Origin of the sequence: Bacillus sp. 522_BSPC (genome assembly GCF_001076885.1) — a bacterium.
Lineage (GTDB): Bacteria > Bacillota > Bacilli > Bacillales > Cytobacillaceae > Niallia > Niallia hominis.
The window spans coordinates 1-19,920 of record NZ_JVDT01000218.1 but is presented as its reverse complement, the minus strand read 5'-3'; the positions used below and the strand labels follow the sequence as shown (position 1 = coordinate 19,920).

The 19,920-nt window shown below is 33.1% G+C and carries 23 protein-coding genes; 7 read left to right on the top strand and 16 right to left on the bottom strand.

Annotation, left to right across the window (positions count from 1 at the left end; genetic code table 11):
- The first annotated feature begins 3 nt into the window (after nucleotides 1-3).
- The gene (locus tag ADJ83_RS26950; protein ID WP_082169291.1) at nucleotides 4-129 is read left to right on the top strand and encodes an Hsp20/alpha crystallin family protein; all 126 of its coding nucleotides are present in this window, start codon (nucleotides 4-6) and stop codon (nucleotides 127-129) included.
- A 43-nt stretch (nucleotides 130-172) separates the two neighbouring features.
- Here the strand turns inward: ADJ83_RS26950 and ADJ83_RS17795 are convergent, their stop codons facing one another.
- Entirely contained in the window at nucleotides 173-676 is a 504-nt protein-coding gene (locus tag ADJ83_RS17795; protein WP_031535979.1) for a GNAT family N-acetyltransferase, read from the bottom strand.
- A 390-nt stretch (nucleotides 677-1,066) separates the two neighbouring features.
- A complete protein-coding gene (locus ADJ83_RS17790; RefSeq protein WP_031535982.1) occupies nucleotides 1,067-1,840 on the bottom strand; it encodes a CAP domain-containing protein in 774 nt (257 codons plus the stop codon).
- 497 nt (nucleotides 1,841-2,337) lie between these two features.
- On the opposite strand from ADJ83_RS17790, the gene ADJ83_RS17785 reads away from it, so the two are divergent.
- Nucleotides 2,338-2,583, top strand: a complete 246-nt coding sequence (locus ADJ83_RS17785; RefSeq protein WP_031535984.1) for a hypothetical protein — start codon at nucleotides 2,338-2,340, stop codon at nucleotides 2,581-2,583.
- Nucleotides 2,584-3,184: 601 nt separating this feature from the next.
- Here the strand turns inward: ADJ83_RS17785 and ADJ83_RS17780 are convergent.
- The 5 genes from ADJ83_RS17780 to deoD form a co-directional block, all read right to left on the bottom strand.
- Nucleotides 3,185-4,006: a hypothetical protein gene (locus tag ADJ83_RS17780; RefSeq protein ID WP_048718560.1), complete on the bottom strand. Its 822-nt coding sequence runs from the start codon at nucleotides 4,004-4,006 to the stop codon at nucleotides 3,185-3,187.
- A 137-nt stretch (nucleotides 4,007-4,143) separates the two neighbouring features.
- Entirely contained in the window at nucleotides 4,144-5,049 is a 906-nt protein-coding gene (locus tag ADJ83_RS17775) for a CobW family GTP-binding protein (protein ID WP_031535988.1), read from the bottom strand.
- A gap of 96 nt (nucleotides 5,050-5,145) precedes the next feature.
- Nucleotides 5,146-6,618 carry a S41 family peptidase gene (locus tag ADJ83_RS17770; protein ID WP_035416076.1) on the bottom strand — a complete coding sequence of 491 codons (1,473 nt, stop codon included), beginning with the start codon at nucleotides 6,616-6,618 and terminating at the stop codon, nucleotides 5,146-5,148.
- A 154-nt stretch (nucleotides 6,619-6,772) separates the two neighbouring features.
- Nucleotides 6,773-7,630: a M15 family metallopeptidase gene (locus ADJ83_RS17765; RefSeq protein WP_031535992.1), complete on the bottom strand. Its 858-nt coding sequence runs from the start codon at nucleotides 7,628-7,630 to the stop codon at nucleotides 6,773-6,775.
- A gap of 91 nt (nucleotides 7,631-7,721) precedes the next feature.
- A complete protein-coding gene (deoD, locus tag ADJ83_RS17760) occupies nucleotides 7,722-8,423 on the bottom strand; it encodes a purine-nucleoside phosphorylase (protein WP_031535994.1) in 702 nt (233 codons plus the stop codon).
- Nucleotides 8,424-8,666: 243 nt separating this feature from the next.
- On the opposite strand from deoD, the gene ADJ83_RS25900 reads away from it, so the two are divergent.
- Complete coding sequence (locus tag ADJ83_RS25900) at nucleotides 8,667-8,792, top strand: hypothetical protein (RefSeq protein WP_016203953.1); 126 nt, start codon at nucleotides 8,667-8,669, stop codon at nucleotides 8,790-8,792.
- Nucleotides 8,793-8,906: 114 nt separating this feature from the next.
- On the opposite strand, the gene ADJ83_RS24630 is transcribed toward ADJ83_RS25900, so the two are convergent.
- Nucleotides 8,907-9,077 carry a YozD family protein gene (locus ADJ83_RS24630; RefSeq protein WP_065429127.1) on the bottom strand — a complete coding sequence of 57 codons (171 nt, stop codon included), beginning with the start codon at nucleotides 9,075-9,077 and terminating at the stop codon, nucleotides 8,907-8,909.
- 219 nt (nucleotides 9,078-9,296) lie between these two features.
- Here ADJ83_RS24630 and ADJ83_RS25730 point away from each other — a divergent pair, with 219 nt between their 5' ends.
- On the top strand, nucleotides 9,297-9,449 hold the full coding sequence (locus ADJ83_RS25730; RefSeq protein ID WP_155986736.1) for a hypothetical protein: 153 nt from the start codon (nucleotides 9,297-9,299) through the stop codon (nucleotides 9,447-9,449).
- Here the strand turns inward: ADJ83_RS25730 and ADJ83_RS17755 are convergent.
- Nucleotides 9,441-10,151, bottom strand: a complete 711-nt coding sequence (locus ADJ83_RS17755; protein WP_031535996.1) for a hypothetical protein — start codon at nucleotides 10,149-10,151, stop codon at nucleotides 9,441-9,443. The two genes, ADJ83_RS25730 and ADJ83_RS17755, sit on opposite strands and share 9 nt — an antisense overlap.
- Before the next feature lie 438 nt (nucleotides 10,152-10,589).
- Nucleotides 10,590-10,829 (bottom strand): YozE family protein, encoded by a 240-nt coding sequence (locus ADJ83_RS17750; RefSeq protein ID WP_035416077.1) that lies wholly within the window; start codon nucleotides 10,827-10,829, stop codon nucleotides 10,590-10,592.
- 226 nt (nucleotides 10,830-11,055) lie between these two features.
- Between ADJ83_RS17750 and ADJ83_RS17745 the strand changes: the two genes are divergently transcribed.
- Nucleotides 11,056-12,129, top strand: coding sequence for an SGNH/GDSL hydrolase family protein (locus tag ADJ83_RS17745; protein ID WP_031536000.1), 1,074 nt, complete (start codon nucleotides 11,056-11,058; stop codon nucleotides 12,127-12,129).
- Between the two features lie 268 nt (nucleotides 12,130-12,397).
- On the opposite strand, the gene msrB is transcribed toward ADJ83_RS17745, so the two are convergent.
- From msrB to rsgA, 3 genes are all read right to left on the bottom strand, one after another.
- Nucleotides 12,398-12,826: a peptide-methionine (R)-S-oxide reductase MsrB gene (msrB, locus tag ADJ83_RS17740; RefSeq protein ID WP_031536002.1), complete on the bottom strand. Its 429-nt coding sequence runs from the start codon at nucleotides 12,824-12,826 to the stop codon at nucleotides 12,398-12,400.
- Nucleotides 12,826-13,359, bottom strand: a complete 534-nt coding sequence (gene msrA, locus ADJ83_RS17735; RefSeq protein WP_031536004.1) for a peptide-methionine (S)-S-oxide reductase MsrA — start codon at nucleotides 13,357-13,359, stop codon at nucleotides 12,826-12,828. The genes msrB and msrA overlap by 1 nt, the downstream gene beginning before the upstream one ends.
- Before the next feature lie 168 nt (nucleotides 13,360-13,527).
- Nucleotides 13,528-14,580 carry a ribosome small subunit-dependent GTPase A gene (gene rsgA, locus ADJ83_RS17730; RefSeq protein ID WP_031536006.1) on the bottom strand — a complete coding sequence of 351 codons (1,053 nt, stop codon included), beginning with the start codon at nucleotides 14,578-14,580 and terminating at the stop codon, nucleotides 13,528-13,530.
- Nucleotides 14,581-14,962: 382 nt separating this feature from the next.
- Between rsgA and ADJ83_RS17725 the strand changes: the two genes are divergently transcribed.
- Nucleotides 14,963-15,721, top strand: a complete 759-nt coding sequence (locus ADJ83_RS17725) for a DUF4397 domain-containing protein (protein WP_035416079.1) — start codon at nucleotides 14,963-14,965, stop codon at nucleotides 15,719-15,721.
- 76 nt (nucleotides 15,722-15,797) lie between these two features.
- Here ADJ83_RS17725 and ADJ83_RS17720 read toward each other — a convergent pair whose 3' ends face one another.
- The 3 genes from ADJ83_RS17720 to ADJ83_RS17710 all read right to left on the bottom strand — a co-directional run bounded on the left by ADJ83_RS17720 (nucleotide 15,798) and on the right by ADJ83_RS17710 (nucleotide 18,396).
- Nucleotides 15,798-16,373 (bottom strand): YpmS family protein, encoded by a 576-nt coding sequence (locus tag ADJ83_RS17720; protein WP_031536010.1) that lies wholly within the window; start codon nucleotides 16,371-16,373, stop codon nucleotides 15,798-15,800.
- 10 nt (nucleotides 16,374-16,383) lie between these two features.
- Nucleotides 16,384-17,199 carry an SGNH/GDSL hydrolase family protein gene (locus ADJ83_RS17715; protein WP_031536012.1) on the bottom strand — a complete coding sequence of 272 codons (816 nt, stop codon included), beginning with the start codon at nucleotides 17,197-17,199 and terminating at the stop codon, nucleotides 16,384-16,386.
- A 192-nt stretch (nucleotides 17,200-17,391) separates the two neighbouring features.
- Complete coding sequence (locus ADJ83_RS17710) at nucleotides 17,392-18,396, bottom strand: ATP-binding protein (RefSeq protein ID WP_231512511.1); 1,005 nt, start codon at nucleotides 18,394-18,396, stop codon at nucleotides 17,392-17,394.
- Nucleotides 18,397-18,557: 161 nt separating this feature from the next.
- Here ADJ83_RS17710 and ADJ83_RS17705 point away from each other — a divergent pair, with 161 nt between their 5' ends.
- Nucleotides 18,558-19,919 (top strand): IS4 family transposase, encoded by a 1,362-nt coding sequence (locus ADJ83_RS17705; protein WP_048717268.1) that lies wholly within the window; start codon nucleotides 18,558-18,560, stop codon nucleotides 19,917-19,919.
- Nucleotide 19,920 lies beyond the last annotated feature (1 nt).

Genomic DNA, 19,920 nt, shown 5'->3' with positions numbered 1-19,920 from the left:
CTTTTGAAAGAACGACAGAATAAACATTTTCTAAAAAAAATCAGCATCCCAAAATATGTGAATGAAAATACGATTAAAAAGAAATATGAAAATGGAATTTTACAGATTTCCTTTGCTTGCAAAGTGTGATAAGAGGAGATCTAGCGATTTCCTCCTATCTCCCTTTAAGGAATCATAGAAATAATTTATCATAGCAATAAAATGGTTTGTCTTTTCCTTCAAAAAAAGTAGAACCAACTTTATTATATCCATTTTTCATAAATAAGTTTTGTGCTTTATCATTTAATGAATATGTATCAGTTTTCAAGTAAAATACATCTTGTTCAATGGCGTACACTTCAGCGAATGCTAATAAATTACTCGCAATACCGCCACCACGAATATCTGGATCAACAACTAATCGATGGATAACCATGTATTCTCTATTATGATAAGTCCAGGCAATACCCTCATAGTTTTTTCCACCAATTTGATCAATTGTAATAGAACCAACCACTTTGTCATCCATAATAGCAACAAAGAGATTTTTATTTTCGATATCTATTTCAAAGCTATTTTCATTAGGGTATTTATGAGACCATTGATCATTTCCTTCTTTTTGCATAATCACTAAAGCCTTCTTAACAATCTCCATGATTGTTGGTAAATCATCTATATGTCCTTGTCTAATTTCCACTTGTAATTTCTCCTATGCAATAAATTCTTCCCTGTAAACTCTCTTAGTTAGTGTGCTTGTTCTTAAAGTAGATATTCAGGAAAAATTATTATATAAATTAATGCTCAAAAATACCACTATTTTGTTTAATAAACATCTATTTCTATAATTCTCTTTATTCAGAATCATCTAAGTTAAAATATAATTTCCATAGTTGGCTACTCTTTCTCGCCTGCCAATACTACTTGAACTCAAATAAGCTTGCGGTTGTGTCTACTATAGCTAGTATTGTATTAAACTTGATGCTTTCCAAAACACTATTGATTCAAGATAATAAAAAAACAACTCTATCAGAAAAAAATTCTGTAGAGTTGCATGTTTAATTATTTTATATCGATAATATTATTGGTGTTACTTTCCGATAAATTGCTGTGTCCAATAACTTCCATTTTCAACATATCCAACACCTATATGTGTAAATTTATCACTTAGAATATTTGCACGATGTCCTTCACTATTCATCCATGCCTTTACTACTTCTTCTGGTGTTTTTTGGCCTTTGGCAATATTTTCTCCTGCCGCTTTATACGTGATGCCAAATTGCTCCATCATGTCAAAGGGACTGCCATAGGTTGGGCTTGTATGGTCAAAATAATTATTTGTACTCATATCTTGTGACTTTGCTTTAGCAACCTTACTTAATTCGCTATCTAAAGTAAGGGCTGGTAAATCATAGTTAGCTCTTTCTTTATTAGTTAATTCTACTACTTCTTTTTCAAAAGCGCTTACCGAAGCAGTTGCATCCTCAACCTTATTATTAGTAGGTTCAGCTACCTTATTATTTTGTGAAGTAGTTGTTTCAGGCTTTGATTGCTCTTGGTTTTTTTTGTCTATTTGTTCTGTATTATCCTTCTTAACTTCCGTTTGTTTGTTTTCAGATTGATATGTTTGTTGTTTTCCAATTGACTCTTTCCATTCACTCCATACTTTATCCAAATCAATTTGATAATTACTAGAAAAATCATTTACTATTTTATTAAGTTGCTCTTCTGAAAGATTATATGATTGATAGATTACCTTTGCCTCTTTTGGTTGAACTGTAGCAGCCTCTGCTTTGCTTGCTAGTGGAGTTGCCATCAATGTTGTTGCTGCCGCTACTGAAAAAATTAAATTTTTCTTTTTCATTCTATATTTCCTCCTTAGTTGTCCAAATCGAAAGTTTAATAGATTTTGTTGTTTTCGACTTACTACGAAAATCATAACATAGGTTTTTTGTCATATTTTTGGATAAAAAAACCAATTAGTTGTTAGATAACAAAGAATGTATATAGGAAAAAACAGGAAAATGAATAGAATAATAGATACATCAACCAAAATATATCCTTTATTTTATCCATAAATAGAATGGATAAAAAAACCATTAATAGGAATTATATTATAGAAACCTATATTTTGGACAACAAATGATGCTTGACAGACATTTTTTTTTCGAATGAAAATAACATTAAAGTCAATGTGTTAACAAAAATGTACAAGTTGTTACAGTGGGAGCTTAAAGAACTATTTGTATTAATGAGTAAAAAAGGATGATTCCTTATTTCTACTTCTGCTATATGCATAAAAAAACGATAAGATTGGAAATATAATTAGGAATAATATCTTATAAAGAATGGAGTAATGATATGAATACACCGTATTGCTGCCCCAATTGCAAGACGAATCGAAGTCGCTTTAATATTATTAAGCAAGTTTCTCAATCAGTTAAATTAGATCCACAAACAGGTAATGTTATGGAGGAATATTCATCTGATAACCTATCTCCTTTCCATATGGGTTATTCTGGACCAGAATATCGAATTCAGTGTGCTGCTTGCGGCTTAGTGGAAGACGAAAATACATTTATTAAGTTTGGAGAAATGAAGGGATAACGAAAAGTAACCTTTCAGTAAAGTGAAACTTGTGTGGGGATTTCCCTTCGTTCCCCACTGTAAGATTAGAGTAGATGAAAATTCAGAATAACGGACAGTTAAACTACCTATCTTACGTTCAAAAGCAAAAGGTAATAGTCCTGTCGCCAATAAAAGTGGTAACAATTGAGTTTACTCAAAAAAGAGGAGTTATGGTACAAAAGTATTTTACTTAAAAGGAATACAATAACGGGAGGTCTATTATTATACCTACAGCCTGAATACCACTTTGCTTTCCAAGGGGAGAGTGGTATTCAGGCTGCTCTGTTTTTCCCCTTAATTAGTGGTCTTTTCTTTTATTGAAAAAGACACTTTAAAAACTAAGTTGAAAGGAGGAGAAGACACTGAATAAGTATAGTTCTCCTTAAACGAGGATTTATTTATTTGAAAGCGAGCTATTGCCTCAATAGAGGAAAGGCTATAGCCCCCGTCCTGTCGTTCATGCAGAGAGGAGGCATAGTTTCCTCCTCTGCATGAACGAATGTCTGCATCTATAGCCAATAGAACGACTTTTTTAAAATCCATAGATAAACAATATGAGAAGGAGCATTATTTATAGCTATTAAAATAATGGTTCTTCTACTTTAACCTTCCAAGGTTCTAGTGGGGAGCTTCTGATTATTACTAGCTCCTTGTTTATACTTTTTGGTTTCTCGTTCTTTACGTAAATATTCCAATCAATTGGAAGATCAATTTGTAATGCTTGTTCAAACTGTTGGTGGTCAGGCTCTTGTAATCGATTAATTTTTATATTTTTGATTGGTTCTAACGCTGTCCACCATTCCTGTTTCGTTGAAATGTACCGCAAAATGGTAGTATCCTTTTCCTTTAATCCAGCAGTATACGCTTTGGCAACCTCGCTAGGATTCATCTGCTCTAAATACTCTTTTAAATGGCCAGCAGCCTTATACACCATTAATTTATGGGAAAAGTCCATCTTCTCTGTCTTATGTGTGGTACTCCCTAAAAAGTGCACACAGAAATGACCAGGAAAATCGTTATTTAAAGCACCTGCGCCGTGCGGCATCCCATGCATCGATGCAGCAAACAATTGGTCATCTACCATTATAAGAATCGCTCTTCTTCGCCAGCTCCATTTTCCGTCATATATTTCTTTCATTATCTTTGTATCCTTCACACTTAGAGGCTGCACATCAGCATGCTGGCTTCCAGCTCTCCGTTGTACTTTAAACTGCTTCTTTGTCTCTATATCAATAATGGTAAACTTACTGTATCTAGGAATCATTTCATTTATTGTATTCCAATTTAACAGTTGAATATCAAAACTAATAGGAGAGGTTATTTCTTCTTCTGCAGCTCGCACTGAAATCGCAGAAACCAAAAATTGATAACATATAACCATAAATAAAATTTTTCTGTACACAAAGGACCCCCATTCACTTTTATTTGAATAATGAAAGTTTGCCCCTTTTTCTCTACTGTACTCATTCTATTTTACTCATTGCTAACAATTACCAAACTATATTATATGAAAGGATCCTTGCTAAAAAAACCAATATCTTATAATTTATTTAGTGATTCTTCAACCAATTTCCAGTCTATGTTTTCCCCTATAAATACCATATTTAATGGCATTTTCATGTCTTCTTGCATGAATAAAGGCATTCCATATGAGTATTGAAACAAATCTGGATATTTTGCTTGGTGAAATTGAACATATCCTTTTATTCTATAAATCGTATCTGGAAGCTCTCTTAAAAAGGTTTCAAATTCATCTGCAGCAATCATTTTTTTAAACGTATACACAAAAGTACTCAAGTGTAATTTATGGATTGACGTTTTTTGTACGTTATCGTAAACCTGTGTATTCATTTCCAGTAATTTTTCAAATGGAAATTTTGAAAAGGTTGTTAATATAGTAAATGCATGTGGGGAAATGGATTGAAGTTCAAAACTAATTTTTGCTTTTTCTGCTTCCGTCAATTGATCTTCTTTATTAATGATTAATAAACTAGCATGTCTGGCTTGCTCCAAGATTAGCTGTTGAACTGGGGCGTTTAATGTAGCTCGCTCTATCCACTGCTTTCCATTTATTACTGTTATTATCCCTTTAAATCGAAGACGATCTGCGAAAATGGGAGATAGAATTCCATCGATCGTTTCTACTGGATGTGCAGCTCCTGTTGTCTCGAAATATATCACATCTGGTTTTTCTTCCATTAATAATGTTTGAATTTGGGCTTCCACCTCATCTTGTATAGTGCAGCACACACATCCTCCGAGTAACTCTTTTAAAGGAATATCTTCCTCTATTTCATTCGAATCAATCGATACTTTACCTAATTCATTCATTAAGACGGCTACTTTTCGTCCAATTTCCTTTTCTTTTTTTAAAATTTCCTTTAATAACGTAGTTTTTCCACTGCCTAGAAAACCGGATAATACATAGATATCTGTCTGTTTCATCTTTATAACGTCCTTTTACTATTGTCTTTTTACTATTGAAAACAGCCTATGAAAAAGAGGATGACAAATTGTCACCCTATTCTTCGATGTTAAAGCTTATTTTTCCATTTCCTTTTTTAATACTTCTATTGCTTTATTCATTTGTGTATCTGATTTTTGGAGTTTTTCACTAAGTTTATTCATTAATTGCGTAGTTGTCTTGTCAGTAATAACTCCGTCTTCTTTTAATTTTTCTTTCTTTTGGAACTCTTTTGTTGCTTTTTCAGTACTTTCATCAAAATAACCATTGGTATTGTCTATTTCATACCCTAATGCTTTTAGCATTTCTTGTGCTATTTTAACTTCTTCTGAATTACTGCCTTTTTTCAATTTACTTTCAGGATTGATCATTGTAAGGCTTGCATAGCTTGGAAGCTCCACTTTATAGGTTGGCTCAATTCCCTTTTCATGTATCCAGCTGCCATTAGGAGTTAGCCACTTATCAATTGTATACTTAATATTGCTTCCATCTGTAAAGCTCTCTGCACGTTGGACAGTTCCTTTTCCAAACGATTTAACACCAACTAATGGAACGTCTGCAGATTGATTAACAGCACCAGCTAAAATTTCAGAAGCACTTGCACTTCCTCCGTCAATGAGCACAACAAGCGGAATATCCATATTGTTGCTATTTTGAGAGGTAACTTTGTCAACCGTACCATTTTTATGTTCAATTTGATAAATAATTTCTCCGTTTGGAACAAAGAGATCTGCAATTTTTTTCACTTCATCAAGTATCCCACCAGGATTATGTCTTAAATCGAGGACAATTCCTTCCATACCCTCTTCCTGGTATTTATTTAAGATTTCAACTAATTCTGACGCTGTATGTTCTGAAAAGCTTGTTATTTGTATTTTAGCGATTTTATCTTTTTCCATTTCTCCATAAACTGTCTCAATCGGAATCGTATCTCTTGTGATTGTTATTTTTAATGGATCACTTGCACCTGCACGTTCTATTTCTAAATCTACTTTTGTTCCTTTTTCACCACGTATTAACAGAACTGCTTCAGAAGAACTCATACCTTGTAGAGATTTCCCGTCTACTGTTAGAATTTTATCGTTCGGCTTAATTCCAGCCTTTTCAGCTGGAGAACCTTTAATGGGTGATACGACGACGATGCTATCATCTTGTTCCTGAATTTCAGCACCTATTCCTTCGAAAGAAGAAGAGATACTTTCTTGAAAACTTGCGGCTTCTTCCTCATTCATATAATCAGAATATGGATCATCTAGTGCTGTGAACATTCCATCAATAGCACCATTAACTAAATCCTCCGAAGTTAAATCCTTATAATAATCATCCATTAATGTATCATACGCTGTATACAATTTATTAAATTCATCTCGTTGATTATTTACAGTTACAGCAGGTTCCTCGCCAAAAGAAAAAGCAATTGTAGTTATACCTGCTGCTGCAATTACAACAACAAATAAAAGCATGACAAAATAAAACTTTTTTATTTTTATATATCCTTGTCCACTTTCTTGTTCTAATTCCTTTTCATTACTGTTTTTTTCGTTATCCAAATGCCTCACCACTTTCGTTTCCAAGAGAGTTATACACTATGTATAAAAATAGAATACCATTTTTATTTTTATTTAATCAAATATGAGAAAGCTTCTCCTATAGAACTACAGAAAAGGAATAATGTAGGATCCCACTCCTTTCCTGTATTCTTCATTAGATTTTTCGAACAACTTTGAAGTATTCTTCTAATGTCCAGTCATTTTCATATATATCTTTTGCAGATTTTTTCCCCACATATCGGAAATGCCATGGTTCGTATTTATACTGCGTTATACTTTCCTTTCCCTCAGGATAACGCAGTATAAATCCATATAGATGAGCATTTTCCTTTAACCATTTTCCTTCTTTCGTTTCTCCGAATTCTTCTGTTAATAAAAAGTCTGCACTTTTGCTTGAAATATCCATAGCTAGTCCTGTTTGGTGCTCACTATTACCAGGATAAGCAACTGCTTGTACCGCCTTTTCTTCTCCTACTCGGTCCACTTCTGCACCAAATAAGACTGTTTGACGATCATAAGAACGGTAACCTGAAACTGCGTAAAGGGTTATGCCACTCTTCTTTGCCCCATTAAACATGTCTTCCAAGGCTTTAGCAGCTTCTTCTCGCATATAACTTTTTTCAATATCCTGATTACCAAACGAAAATTCCACATTTGGTCGGACTAAATCTTCTGGTATATATCCATCTGGCAATCCAAATTCTTTATTGACAAGTGATACAATATTCATTGGATTTTGAATAATATTTCTTCCATCTACAACTTTAATTTCGTTAAAAAAGATCGATTCTAATGTCCATGGATATTCTTCTTCTTCGACCTCTTCAGGAGGAGTTTGTTGCTCTTCCTTCTCTTGCTCCTCTTCGTTAACCTGGTTTCCGCTATCTTGCTCATCCGCTTTTTCGTCCCAAAAAGAAATTTTATCTTTGAGGGATGAAAAATCAACTTTTTCACATCCCGTTAGCATAAGCGTTGCTATTGCTAGTGCAGGGATGGTTACTGATCTTTTCATTTATGTCACCTTACAAACCTTTTATATTTTCTCATTAAAATGATTATATAAAGGTATGCCAAAGCATACCTTTATATAATCTATACTATTTTTATTTAATTGCAGCTTCTAAAGCCACTTCGATCATTTCATTGAATGTTGATTGTCTTTCCTGTGCCGTTGTTTCTTCTCCAGTTAATATATGATCGCTTACTGTTAAAACAGATAGAGCTTTACGATTAAATTTAGCAGCGATAGTATAAAGTGCAGCTGATTCCATCTCGATAGCAAGAATTTGATACTTAGCCCATTTCTCTAACTCAGAATTATCATTATAAAACATATCTGCAGTAAATACATTTCCTACTTTTAAAGATAGTCCTTTTTCAAGTCCACTGTCATATGCTTTTTTTAGTAAATCAAAGTCAGCTGTTGGCGCATAATCTACACCACCAAATGTTAAACGATTCATTTGAGAGTCAGTTGAAGCACTCATCGCAAGAATGACATCTCTTACTTTTACATCCTTTTGAATGGCTCCACATGTACCAACACGAATTAAATTTTGTACATTATAGCTACTAATTAACTCATTAATATAAATAGAAATAGATGGAACACCCATTCCTGTCCCTTGTACACTAATTCTTTTCCCTTTATATGTTCCAGTGTATCCAAACATATTACGGACTTCATTATAGCATTTAGCGTCCTCCAGGAAATTTCCAGCAATGTATTTTGCTCTTAATGGATCTCCTGGTAGTAAAACTGTTTCTGCAATTTCATGTTCTTTTGCACCAATATGTACACTCATTAGTATTTCCTCCAATTGATACTCTTTTCAATATTCCTACTCAAATATATCATACTTATGAAAACTTCACTATTTGTACTATATCATATTCTAATATGCTGTAAAACATATTTAATTTTAGCATAACTGTTTTTTAAAAGGTTATACTAAAATTAGTTTTCCTCTACTAGGAAGGAAAACAGATTATCTAACTGTTTGAAAGCAAGTAAATGATAATGATAAATGCTTAAGAGGAGGATTATAATGGGAAAAAAGCATCGAAATCGTATAAATTCTCCAAAGAAAAATAATCATATACCAAAAGAAGCGATTATTGCTGAGCACGAAGCACATGGAAAAGAATATTCTGCAACAGGTCGGAAAAGATAGTTTTTAAAAAAGCGCTGACTTTCTTCTCCATTAAATAGGGAGAAGAAAGTCAGCGCTTCAAAAATTCATTTACTTACATAAAAAAAGGGCAAGGATTTAACCATTCTTATTTTTTTATTCATCAAGTTCCTCATCAATTATGCATTTTTCCAATAAATATTCAAATGTAATGTCAGCCAATTCTTCCATTTCACCTTCAGTAGGAACGAATCCCCTTTTTAATAGCTCACGAAAGAAAAACTCTGCTATTTCCTCAGTATCTATAATCACGTCGATTTCTTTCAAGCCTATCGCCCCCTTTTTAAAGAATATATGTGACATCTAAAAAAAAAATGCTTTCATAATAAAATTATCTGATAAAACTGACTTTATTTCAAGAAGAAATATCTACAATGCCAAATAATGAACGCAATTAAAAAATATCCTCCAGATAAGTTTAAAAAATAGACATGTTTATTAGAGCTTATACATATAGTTTTAGTAAAAAAAGGGAGGCATCCTATTATGAATAAAATCCAATATATAGTCGAAGATATAAAAGTAGATTTGAATAATGAAAACAGTGAGATCCTTACTATTTTTCATTCCCTTTTAAAAAAGCTCTTTACCCTACTTCTACTTAGCAGTGTACCGATGTTTATCTACCTATTATTCTAAATTTTTGGTTCCATTGTCCTTATCCGATCTGTTGCTTAATAGCTTCAATTTACGAAGAGTTAACTTCATTACTTGTTCATACTCAGCGTCTTTAAATAACGAATAAAGAATTCTGTAATCATTATATATATCTAACAAACCATCAATAAGCTCTTTCTTCTCCTTTGTTCTTTCTAACAATTCTTTTTCTGTCTGATGGAAGGAGCTACTTGATTTTTTAAGATCGATGGACTTTTGTTTTTTATCCATTATATATAAAAGCCCTAATTTTTGTATAAATGAATCAGCACTATCTGCATCTGCCACTAACGTTAATTCATCTTCTCCTGCCTCTAACCATTCACCATCACTAACTCTAGAAAGCTCGTAAATGACGTCTTCCCAAGCATCTGACTTATATCTCCAAATCTCTGTCCGAAATCCCATAATTTTAAAAAGGTTTGAACCATATCCTTTTACTTTCACTAAATCACCAATAAAGAAGCGATACTCTATATCGATTTTCTCTGAATCCATTATTTCTCCTTCATATTCAGACAGCATCTGTAGACTGGATTCTAAATATAATCCTTCACTTTTATTTACTTCATATACATGCATTTGATCTAAATATTTCACATCGGTAATTTTACCTACTGTACCATATATCGTGATTACAACTGTATCACCAATTTTGAATTTAGGTTTTTTTCGATTCGTCATAATTACTGATCCTCTCTAAACAAGATTGTGTGGCATTGCCTACTTATGCGGTTTTCCCCCACACTCTTGAGTAGAACATGTAATCAAATGAAGATGGGGGATATTAAAGGAATATAATCCTATCTTCAGTCACCATTTAATTTTCATCCTTTTTTGTTCGTCTACACTTTCACTTTCGCTTTTGTTTCTATTATCATATGCACTTATCTGCTATTCGCTCATAAAAATTCATGTATCCTAAAATCCAGTAGTTCCTTTTACTTTAAAACTTTTTATTCATTATATGTCTGTATGTCAATAGGAAGAATACATTCTTACGTTTAAGTACATGCAGTAGCTCTTCCTTTTTTCATTTAGGATATATAATTCTTAGAAAAAGGCAGTTACTTTGAAAAAAACCCAACAAAAAACACCCAAACAAATTCTTGCCGGATGTTTTCAATAGCTGTAATTTTTCTTTTCTTCTTGAAATAAGTATTGCTCCCAAGCCTCATCAAAAACGCGCATACTTGGAAGATAGTGCCCATTTAATTCTAAATAATCACTAATTTCGTCATAATCAAAGCTATTTTTAGGAAAATCATGATCAAGATAAGCGTCATTTGCAAATTCGCTAATTTGATCATTTGGTTCAGGGTGCCGAAACTTCATTAGAAAATGATAAAAGGATTTAGTCAAGATCTCACCTTCCTCGATCAATAGATATAACGTATACTATACATAAATGGAAATAATGGTGCAAGCGATACGGCCAATTTCCAAAGAAAATCTATTTGTTTGTCTATTTTATAAAAAGTCATTCTTTTGTCAGTAGAAATGCTTAGCTTATCCTTTAGTAGGGTAATTTAATGAACAGAATAAAAAAGGATCTCTATTATATAAGGAGGGAAAATAAAAAAGAAAGATGAAGAAAGGAATTAAATATTTTATTTACTCTCTTATTTTTATCGCCATTCTTGGCATGCTGTATTTATTAATTCATTCGAAAAAACCGGAAAGAAATGTCTATGAAAAAATAGCCGATGGTAAAAAGGTGAACTACTTAATTGTCGGCGATAGTATAGGACGTAGCTCAGGTGCTAGCAATAATCAACATAAATGGTTTCAACTAGTAGAAAGAGGTTTAACGAAAAAATACGGTGGCGCCTTTTCTAGGCATTTAGTTGTTCAAAGCGGTGCTACAGCATTTGAAGGACTTTATAAATTGAAGAATAACTTGTCTAAAGATATAGATCTAGTCTTCATTGTTTTTGGAGAAAATGATCGTAAATATATGGATAACAAGCAATTTTATTTCTTATATCAATCCTTATTAGATGAAATTGTCATCCGATTTCCCCATGCTGAGTTAATAACCATTACCGAAAGTAGTTTGGATAACGAGGAATTTATTGATGTTATTAAACAGCTTTCAAAAGACTATTATGCTACAAACATCGATATGAGAATTCCATTTCGAAATTCTCGGCTATCTACTGAACGATTAACAAATGACCTTGTACATCCAAATGATTATGGCTACTATTTATATGCTCAAGAAATAATCCAAACAATCGATACAGCAATACGCAAAGATAAAAAAGTGCTTACTTCTTCCATCCCTGTGAATGAGGTAAGTAGTTTAGAAATGAATACGAATTATTCTTATCGCTCTATTGATCCATCTTTTCAAAATAAAAAAGGTTATTATACCTCAAATCAAATTGGTTCCACTATAGAATATCAATTCTCTGGATCATTTTTAGGTGTAAACGTGATTAGAAGTGAAAAAGGTGGAAAGATGGATGTATTTATTGATGATAACTATGAAACCACTATTTCAACATGGTGGCCATTTAAGAAAGAAAGGTCTTTATATGTAACAAGTGGATTAACCAATAAAGATCATACTGTTAAATTTCAAATTTCTGCTGACAAATCTAGATATAATATTACAGATCAACAACTTATCCAAATTTCTTCCATCATTACGAATTAGCTTTATTTAAAGGAAAAAAATGAGGTTTGGACAACAGCTGATATCAAATATTTTATTATGGTTTAAAAAGTCAAGTAGAGAAAAATGCGTTCCATTAGCTATAGACTTTTGCTTTCTGTAGCGCACGATCTTAAGCATCAGCCGGTTCACAAACACAGACCACCTCAAAAATAAAATAACCCGAACAATTATACGAAATTTCAATTAACATCTCCGTATAATTGTTCGGGTTTATATTTGGTTGGAATACTTTTATCCCTGTGTCTTCCTATTTTTCAAATAATCGCAAATACTTTCCGTATCCTTTTTCTTCTAATTCTTCTTTTGGAATAAACTTCATTGCAGCTGAATTCATACAATATCGCAAACCTGTTGGATTCGGTCCATCATTAAATACATGACCTAAATGAGAATCAGCTTCTTTACTTCTTACTTCTGTCCGAATCATCCCATGACTAATATCTTTTTTCTCCATTAATTCTTCTTCATCAATTGGCTTTGTAAAACTTGGCCAGCCACAACCAGCATCGTATTTATCGAGAGAACTAAACAAAGGCTTGCCAGAAATAACATCTACATAAATACCTTCTGAAAATTCATTCCAATATTCATTATGAAACGGCGGCTCTGTTCCATTATTTTGGGTAACTTCATATTGTATAGGGGATAATTTTTCCTTTAATTTGTCTTTTTCCATTACTTATCTCTCCAATTCTCTTGAATATAGGCTGCACGTCCTGAACCGATATGGTAACGATTGTAATGTTCAGGATTCTTTTTATAATATGCTTGATGATAATCCTCTGCAGGATAGAAGGTAGAAGCAGGCAGTATTTTTGTAGCAATCGGCTTATTGAACTTTCCACTTGCCTCTAATTGCTGCTTTGATTCTTCCGCTAATTGCTTTTGTTCTTCCGTATGATAGAATATCGCCGTTTGATAAGAAAGACCACGGTCAAAGAACTGTCCACCGGCGTCTGTTGGGTCAATTTGCTGCCAGTATATACGAAGCAGTTTTTCATACGAATATACACTCGGATCATATGTAATTTGGACAGCCTCATAATGTCCAGTAGTCTCTGAACATACTTCTTTATAAGTTGGGTTCTCTTTATGGCCTCCTGTATAACCAGAAACAACCTTTATAATTCCAGGCTCTTGATCAAAGGGCTTAACCATACACCAGAAACACCCCCCCGCAAATGTTGCTAATTCCGTTTTCTTTTCCATTAAAACAGCCCCTTTAAAAAACATTCTTCTCTTTATATTCCCTTATCTTGATCATTTCACACTATTAGCTTAATGTTTAAGAGAGAAATATGCAAAAATAATGGCTTTAGTGGAAAGTAAAGTCCTTGCACTAATTATGCTAGGACTTTACCTTTTAATGGTGGAAAATTATCTTTTTTTGGATTGCTTTGTCATGTTCTTCCATTTTTTCTTTTCTTCAGACTGTGCTTTCTTATCCTGTCGTCTTTCTAAAAAAGCTAATTCTCGCAATAATTTTTTATAGCTTTGCAGTCTTTCTTCCTTCAATTCTCCCTTTTCAATCGCTAATTTTACTGCACAGCCAATCTCTTTTTCATGCTGGCAATCTCTAAATTTACAACTAGATGAAAGCTGTTCTATTTCCGAAAAGCTGTTAGAAATGCCATCTTCACTATTCCATAATTGAAGTTCCCTCATTCCTGGTGTATCAATTAAGATCGCATGGTTAGGTAATAATACCATCTCACGATTAGTTGTAGTATGCCTTCCCTTTGCATCCGAACCTCTAATTTCCTGTACTTCCTGCTTTTCAAACCCAATCAAATAATTAGTTAAAGTCGATTTACCAACACCTGAAGAACCTAGTAAGGCGATCGTTTTTCCTGGAAGAAGATATGTTTGCAGTTCATCTAATCCCAAATTATTTACAACACTTATTGTAACAATAGGGACACCATAACTAACACCTTCTACTAGCATTATTTTTTCTTTTATATCAACAGCTAGATCGGCTTTGGTTAAAACAATAACAGGATTTGCTCCACTCTCCCATGTTAAAGTTAAATATCTTTCTAATCTTCTTACATTCAAATCTTCATTTAACGAAAAGACCAAAAAGATTGTATCAACATTCGCTGCAACTATTTGCTCTTCCGTATTATTACCAGCAACTTTTCTAGAAAATTTGCTTTTTCTCGGCAAAATAGCAGTAATTGTTCCTTTTCTTTCTTCTTTTCTTGGAGAAACGATAACCCAATCTCCTACAGCAGGATATTCTTCCCTTGATTGAGCATCAAAAGCTAATTTACCAGATACTTCACATAATAGCTCTCCAAAAACGGACCATACTCGATACATCCTTTTATGCTCTAGCGAAATTCTGCCGATTATTTGATTTGTCTTTGCTGCCTTTTCAAATTGTTCTTTTATCTTATTGTTATACCCAATTTTTATTAACTCCATCAATAGACCTCCAAATGTTTACATAATAAAAAACCATGATACAGCCCATGGTTTTTAACAAACATTTAAAAATCCACCATAATAAATCGATTAGTCCTATTATTAAAAAAATAGGAACTTTAATACGAACTTATGGTTGTAACCGTCTGGGCTGTATGCTATATAAGCTATTTACGTGGAATAAAATAATTTTGCTCATAATACATCAGCCTCCTTTCATCAATATCTTTATTATATAAATTTTCTAACTAATTGTAAAGCTATTTTCTCCTTATTCCTTAGGCACTTTCCCTAATCTTTGGCATATTCTATTCTCAGAAAGATTCTTAAATATGGTATTTCATATACACTGAAAAAATTATTATTCCGAGGAGTGAGTAGAATGACCCAAGATCAAAATCACTCAATACAAGAAGCTGGTATGTATAATGTATTAAGTGATTATTATAAATATACTAATCCAGAATTACATGTTTATTACTATCATAAACATCTTCAAAGCTTGAAAAGTGCTTTTAATCATGAAAGTAAATCTGCAATAGTGCCAGATATCCAACGTCAAAAGGAATATGGAAAAATAAGAATATTAAATGGTTCCCTGGCTACCGAAAATGTCGATATTTACCTAAATGGGATGCGTATGTTTAAAGACGTCTCCTTTAAAACAATGAGCAATGATTTAACCATACCTGCAGGAAAATACCAAATAGATATTTATGAAACTGGAAAAATGATTGATACATTATGTAGTCAGAAAATAAATGTAGAGAGTAATGTTTACCATACTTTTGCAATTGGTGGAGTAGATAATAAGCTTAAACTACATGATTATCCTGAATATCCAGTAGTACCTCCTAATGAAACAAAATTACGATTTGTTCAACTTGCAGACAACTTACCACCAATTGATATTGCCGTTCAAAAAGGGGATGTCGTCTTTCCCTCCATCCATTATAAAGGGGCAACTTCTTACTTAGGATTGTATCCAATGACCGTCTTTTTAGAAGCAAGAAAATCACAAACAAAGGAAGTAATCCAAGCATTTCCTGCGATAAGGCTGGAAGCTGATAAAGCATATACGGCCTTTATTGTTAATGGAGCGGAAGACAAAAGTAGTGAATTGCTTCTCTTTTCCTGTTAACAAAAAAAGGCTATCCTTAAAGCTCATACAAACAAATTTCCAATGAGCGTTTAAAGGATTAGCCTTTTTTAAGTTTCTATTCCGTTGGCAGCAATAAGTTAAATTGAATATTATTTTGTTCTAAATCAAACGTACTCATTTCAACTTGCATCCCATTTTTTAAGTCCATATCGGTTAAATGAACATATATTTCTTCATCACTCGGTTGAATATCAACCCATTCTGGGAAATTGTATTGGTTAGCGATAAAATTCATGATGTATGAAACTGGCAATGGCAGCTGACCAATGCTAATTTCTTTTTGTTTTAATAATAAATCACCGTTTTCCAATGCTATTGGTTCAAATGTTAATTTCATTTGAATATCAGTATTAAAAATTGGTAATGTTCCATATAACTCTACTTGATCTGCTATATTTATTTCATAATGAATGGGGCCATTTAATCCTTCTTGTTCTAAATAGTGATTTATTAACTTGGTTAAATCCTCACGATTTGTCGTTACCGCAAAAGGAACTTCTTCTCGCTGTTCTTTCTTCACGATTGTTGACTTCTCAACTGGTCTAAATATCATAATCGCTAAAATAATAATACTAAGTAATAGAACACCTAATAATGTTAAAAAAGCTACTTTCCATTTATTGTTAAACAACCTTTTCTCCTCAATTCTCTTCTGTTTGCAAATTCTCTAGTATATCCGCTAACGGAGCTGTTAACATTTTATTATAGATAGCCTCTGCTATGAGCTTATATCCCTGGTCATTAGGATGAAAATAATCTTCATACAATAAATCTGATGTCGGATTTTCAAAAATACTTTCAATACTTACAAAATAAGTATGATCATATTCTGCTAATACTTTTTCGCTCGTGTTATTCCAATCTGTAACAATTTTATTCATTTCTTTTATATCTGAAAACATCTTAATAAAAGGATTGTATACTCCTACCAATATAATTACTGCATTAGAATTGTTAGTCCGTACATTTGACAGTATTTCGTATAGGTTATTTTCATATTCATTCAATTGTTCATTAAAGGATTCCACTTGTAAATTGGTGAAATTATTTCTTACTACTTTCATAATGTCATTTCCACCAATAGTTATTATGACTCCATCTGCTTTTTGGATTGCTTTGCTTACTTCCTCTGTTTTAATTCTTTTTAATAATTGATCTGACCTGTTGCCTCGTACTCCATAATTAACAAAATCTGCTTTATTTACTCCCTTTGTTTCTTCAAGTAAATCTTGCAGATAAGGAACATACCCTCCTTTTCCAGTGCTGTCACCAACACCTTGTGTAAGGGAATCTCCAACAGATACTATGGACATTTCCTGTGGTAAAAAACTTACCGGAATGTCCTTTTTTTCGGTCACTACAACATCTTTTTCCTTAATATAGAGCGTCTGATTAGAGCAGGAAACAAGCATCAAAAGAGAGAATAATAAAACAAGGAAGGTAAATGGTTTTTTCATTCTTTCACCTACCTTCATTTTTTATAGTATAGCATACTGATAAGGTTTCGAATTATTTTATGCACTTATTTTTTTACCAATAGCCTACCTATATTCATATTATTCGATTTTAAAAAAAGTGAAACGCTTTCTCTCTTTTTCACTTCTTATTTTAGCGTTTTTATTTAAAGTAGAATTGCTGCATGTCTAAACTCAACTATGACTATCCTTTTTAGAAAGTGGAATATAAATCTTAAATATTGTCCCTCTTCCCTTCTCACTTTGTACTTCAATCCGGCCCTTCATTTGTTCTACCATTTGATAACAGACCATTAATCCCATTCCCGTTCCTTTTTCTTTTAATGAATAAAAAGCTGTTCCTAACCGATTTACCTCCTCATCTGTCATTCCAATTCCAGTGTCCTCTATTTCAAACACGCCATCATTCATTGTTGAATATAGATTAATTGTTATAGTCCCTCCATTTTTCATCGCTTCGATTGCATTTTTTAAAATATTTATTAATACCTGCTTCAATTCATTATTATTAGCTTCTATGTATACTTGCTGTATATTCTTCTTAAAGTGAATTCCCTTACTTAGCATTGCATAAGAATGCATTAGATCGATGACTTTATTTGCTAAATCTGCTCCGTCAATCTTCTTTGATTGTTCAACGTCAGGCTTTGCTAGTGATAAATAATCATTAATTATTGTTTCGGCCCTATTCATTTCTTCAATCATCAATTTAATATAGGTTCTTTCTTCTTCACTCATATGTTCTTTCGCATGAAATATTTGTAAAAAACCTTTGACAACCGTCATTGGATTTCTGATCTCATGGGCAACAGATGCCGCAAGCTGGCCAACGGCATTCATTTTCTCTGCCTTTTGCAGCTCACGATTCATCTTCATCGATTCGACAATATTATCCATTTGCTTAAGTGCTTCTTCCATTGTTGTTAATTGAAAATCCTTAGATATTGTACCAAGCTCCTTTGCCGTATTTGTCAATCTGTAAAAAAGAGAGGCAAGATTATCAACGACTTCATTAAAATTTCGCATTAAGCTTTGCAATTCTTTATTTCCACTTAATTCCATTTTTACTTCGAAGTTCCCGAAACTTAATTCATTTAAACTTATCATCATTTGATTTATAGGACGAAGAACTTTATTTAACCACCTTCTTAAGTATAGAAAAATCATTAAATAACTCAACTTTCGCACCAAAAAAATAAGTGCAAATCGTTAGTTGTATTGCGTCTATGGTCTATTAAATATGTTGCTTGACAGTGTTTAATAAAATGAAATAACACCTCATTCTTTGGTATAGTGTAATTGTAGAGAAAACACTACCATACAGAAGAGGTGCTCCCTATATGATAGACCAAAATAGCCAAAACAATCAACTACCAAAAGAACTTAATTCGGTTTTTTCTGAGCTTGAAATGAATAAACACCTGCGCCAAGCAGGAATTAAAAAATCCTTCGGTTTCAGCTGTTCCTACTTATTTCAGCTTGTTTTCTGTTTGATTTTCCAGCACAAAAATTGGTTTTCACTTCTTGATTCAAAGAAAGCCGATCAGTTTCCAGCCAAAGATGCCGTCTATCGCTTTTTAAACCAATCAACTTTTAATTGGCGCCGTTTCTTACTACTGTTGAGCATTTTTACTATTCAAAAGGTGACTCGCCTTACGAATAAAGAGCGTCCAAAAGTACTGATTATCGATGATTCTGCGTATGACCGAAATCGTAGTAAAAAGGTAGAGCTTCTCGCTCGTTGTTTTGATCATGCTTCCCTGAAAATGCGTTTCTTTAAGGGGTTTCGTATGCTCACTTTGGGCTGGTCAGATGGCTATACATTTATGCCAATTGACTTTTCTTTAGTCAGTTCAAAAAAGTCTCAAATCAATGGTATCTCTGAAAAAATTGATAAACGTACTTGTGGATACAAGCGTCGAGAAAATGCATTACAAACTGAGCCTGAACAAGTTCCTGACATGATTAAACGTGCATTAGCCAATGGGATAGATGCAAGTTATGTCCTTATGGATTCTTGGTTTACATTGCCACCACTTGTAAAGTCTATTGTGGATCAAGGATTAGACGTAATTGGTATGGTCAAAGAAACAAAACAACGTTATAACGTAAACGGGGAGATGGTTTCTTTAAAGCAACTATACCGCCTAGCTGGACCCATTCAATCCAAGAAAGGAATTCTTCGTTCCATCCATACGATCATGGCTAATGGAACACCAATTAAAGTGGTATTCATTCAAAACAGAAATAAGAAAAGCGACTGGCTTGCCATCCTCAGCACAGACTGCACTCTTTCAGAACAGGAGATCGTCCGAATCTATGGAATGCGCTGGGATATCGAGGTATTCTTTAAGGCGGCCAAATCTCTTTTGAAACTTGAAAAAGAATTCCAAAGCCGTTCATATGACGCGCTTATTTGCCATACAACGATTGTGTTTTCTCGTTTTATCGTTCTGTCGTGGCAGAATCGCTGTAATACCGATCAACGCACAATAGGTGGTCTGTTTTACGAATTATGCGATGAAGTAAATGAACTTGATTGGGCTGTCGCATTACAGCAATTGATCGAGCTTCTTCAAGATGCACTTAAACAAACGAATAAGAAAATCAAAAAAATAATTCAAAGTCAACTTGAACAGTGGATCGCTGGCCTTCCTAATTATATCAAGGCTTATTTGCCGATATCACTCTGCGAAAGTTGAG

Bases quoted from the DNA above. Each gene is read 5' to 3' on its own strand.
- ADJ83_RS17790 (WP_031535982.1), bottom strand. From the start codon at position 1,840: ATGAAAAAGAAAAATTTAATTTTTTCAGTAGCGGCAGCAACAACATTG.
- ADJ83_RS17785 (WP_031535984.1), top strand. From the start codon at position 2,338: ATGAATACACCGTATTGCTGCCCCAATTGCAAGACGAATCGAAGTCGC.
- ADJ83_RS17775 (WP_031535988.1), bottom strand. From the start codon at position 5,049: ATGAAACAGACAGATATCTATGTATTATCCGGTTTTCTAGGCAGTGGA.
- ADJ83_RS17765 (WP_031535992.1), bottom strand. From the start codon at position 7,630: ATGAAAAGATCAGTAACCATCCCTGCACTAGCAATAGCAACGCTTATG.
- deoD (WP_031535994.1), bottom strand. From the start codon at position 8,423: ATGAGTGTACATATTGGTGCAAAAGAACATGAAATTGCAGAAACAGTT.
- ADJ83_RS25900 (WP_016203953.1), top strand. From the start codon at position 8,667: ATGGGAAAAAAGCATCGAAATCGTATAAATTCTCCAAAGAAAAATAAT.
- ADJ83_RS25730 (WP_155986736.1), top strand. From the start codon at position 9,297: ATGAATAAAATCCAATATATAGTCGAAGATATAAAAGTAGATTTGAAT.
- ADJ83_RS17755 (WP_031535996.1), bottom strand. From the start codon at position 10,151: ATGACGAATCGAAAAAAACCTAAATTCAAAATTGGTGATACAGTTGTA.
- ADJ83_RS17745 (WP_031536000.1), top strand. From the start codon at position 11,056: ATGAAGAAAGGAATTAAATATTTTATTTACTCTCTTATTTTTATCGCC.
- msrB (WP_031536002.1), bottom strand. From the start codon at position 12,826: ATGGAAAAAGACAAATTAAAGGAAAAATTATCCCCTATACAATATGAA.
- msrA (WP_031536004.1), bottom strand. From the start codon at position 13,359: ATGGAAAAGAAAACGGAATTAGCAACATTTGCGGGGGGGTGTTTCTGG.
- rsgA (WP_031536006.1), bottom strand. From the start codon at position 14,580: ATGGAGTTAATAAAAATTGGGTATAACAATAAGATAAAAGAACAATTT.
- ADJ83_RS17725 (WP_035416079.1), top strand. From the start codon at position 14,963: ATGACCCAAGATCAAAATCACTCAATACAAGAAGCTGGTATGTATAAT.
- ADJ83_RS17715 (WP_031536012.1), bottom strand. From the start codon at position 17,199: ATGAAAAAACCATTTACCTTCCTTGTTTTATTATTCTCTCTTTTGATG.
- ADJ83_RS17705 (WP_048717268.1), top strand. From the start codon at position 18,558: ATGATAGACCAAAATAGCCAAAACAATCAACTACCAAAAGAACTTAAT.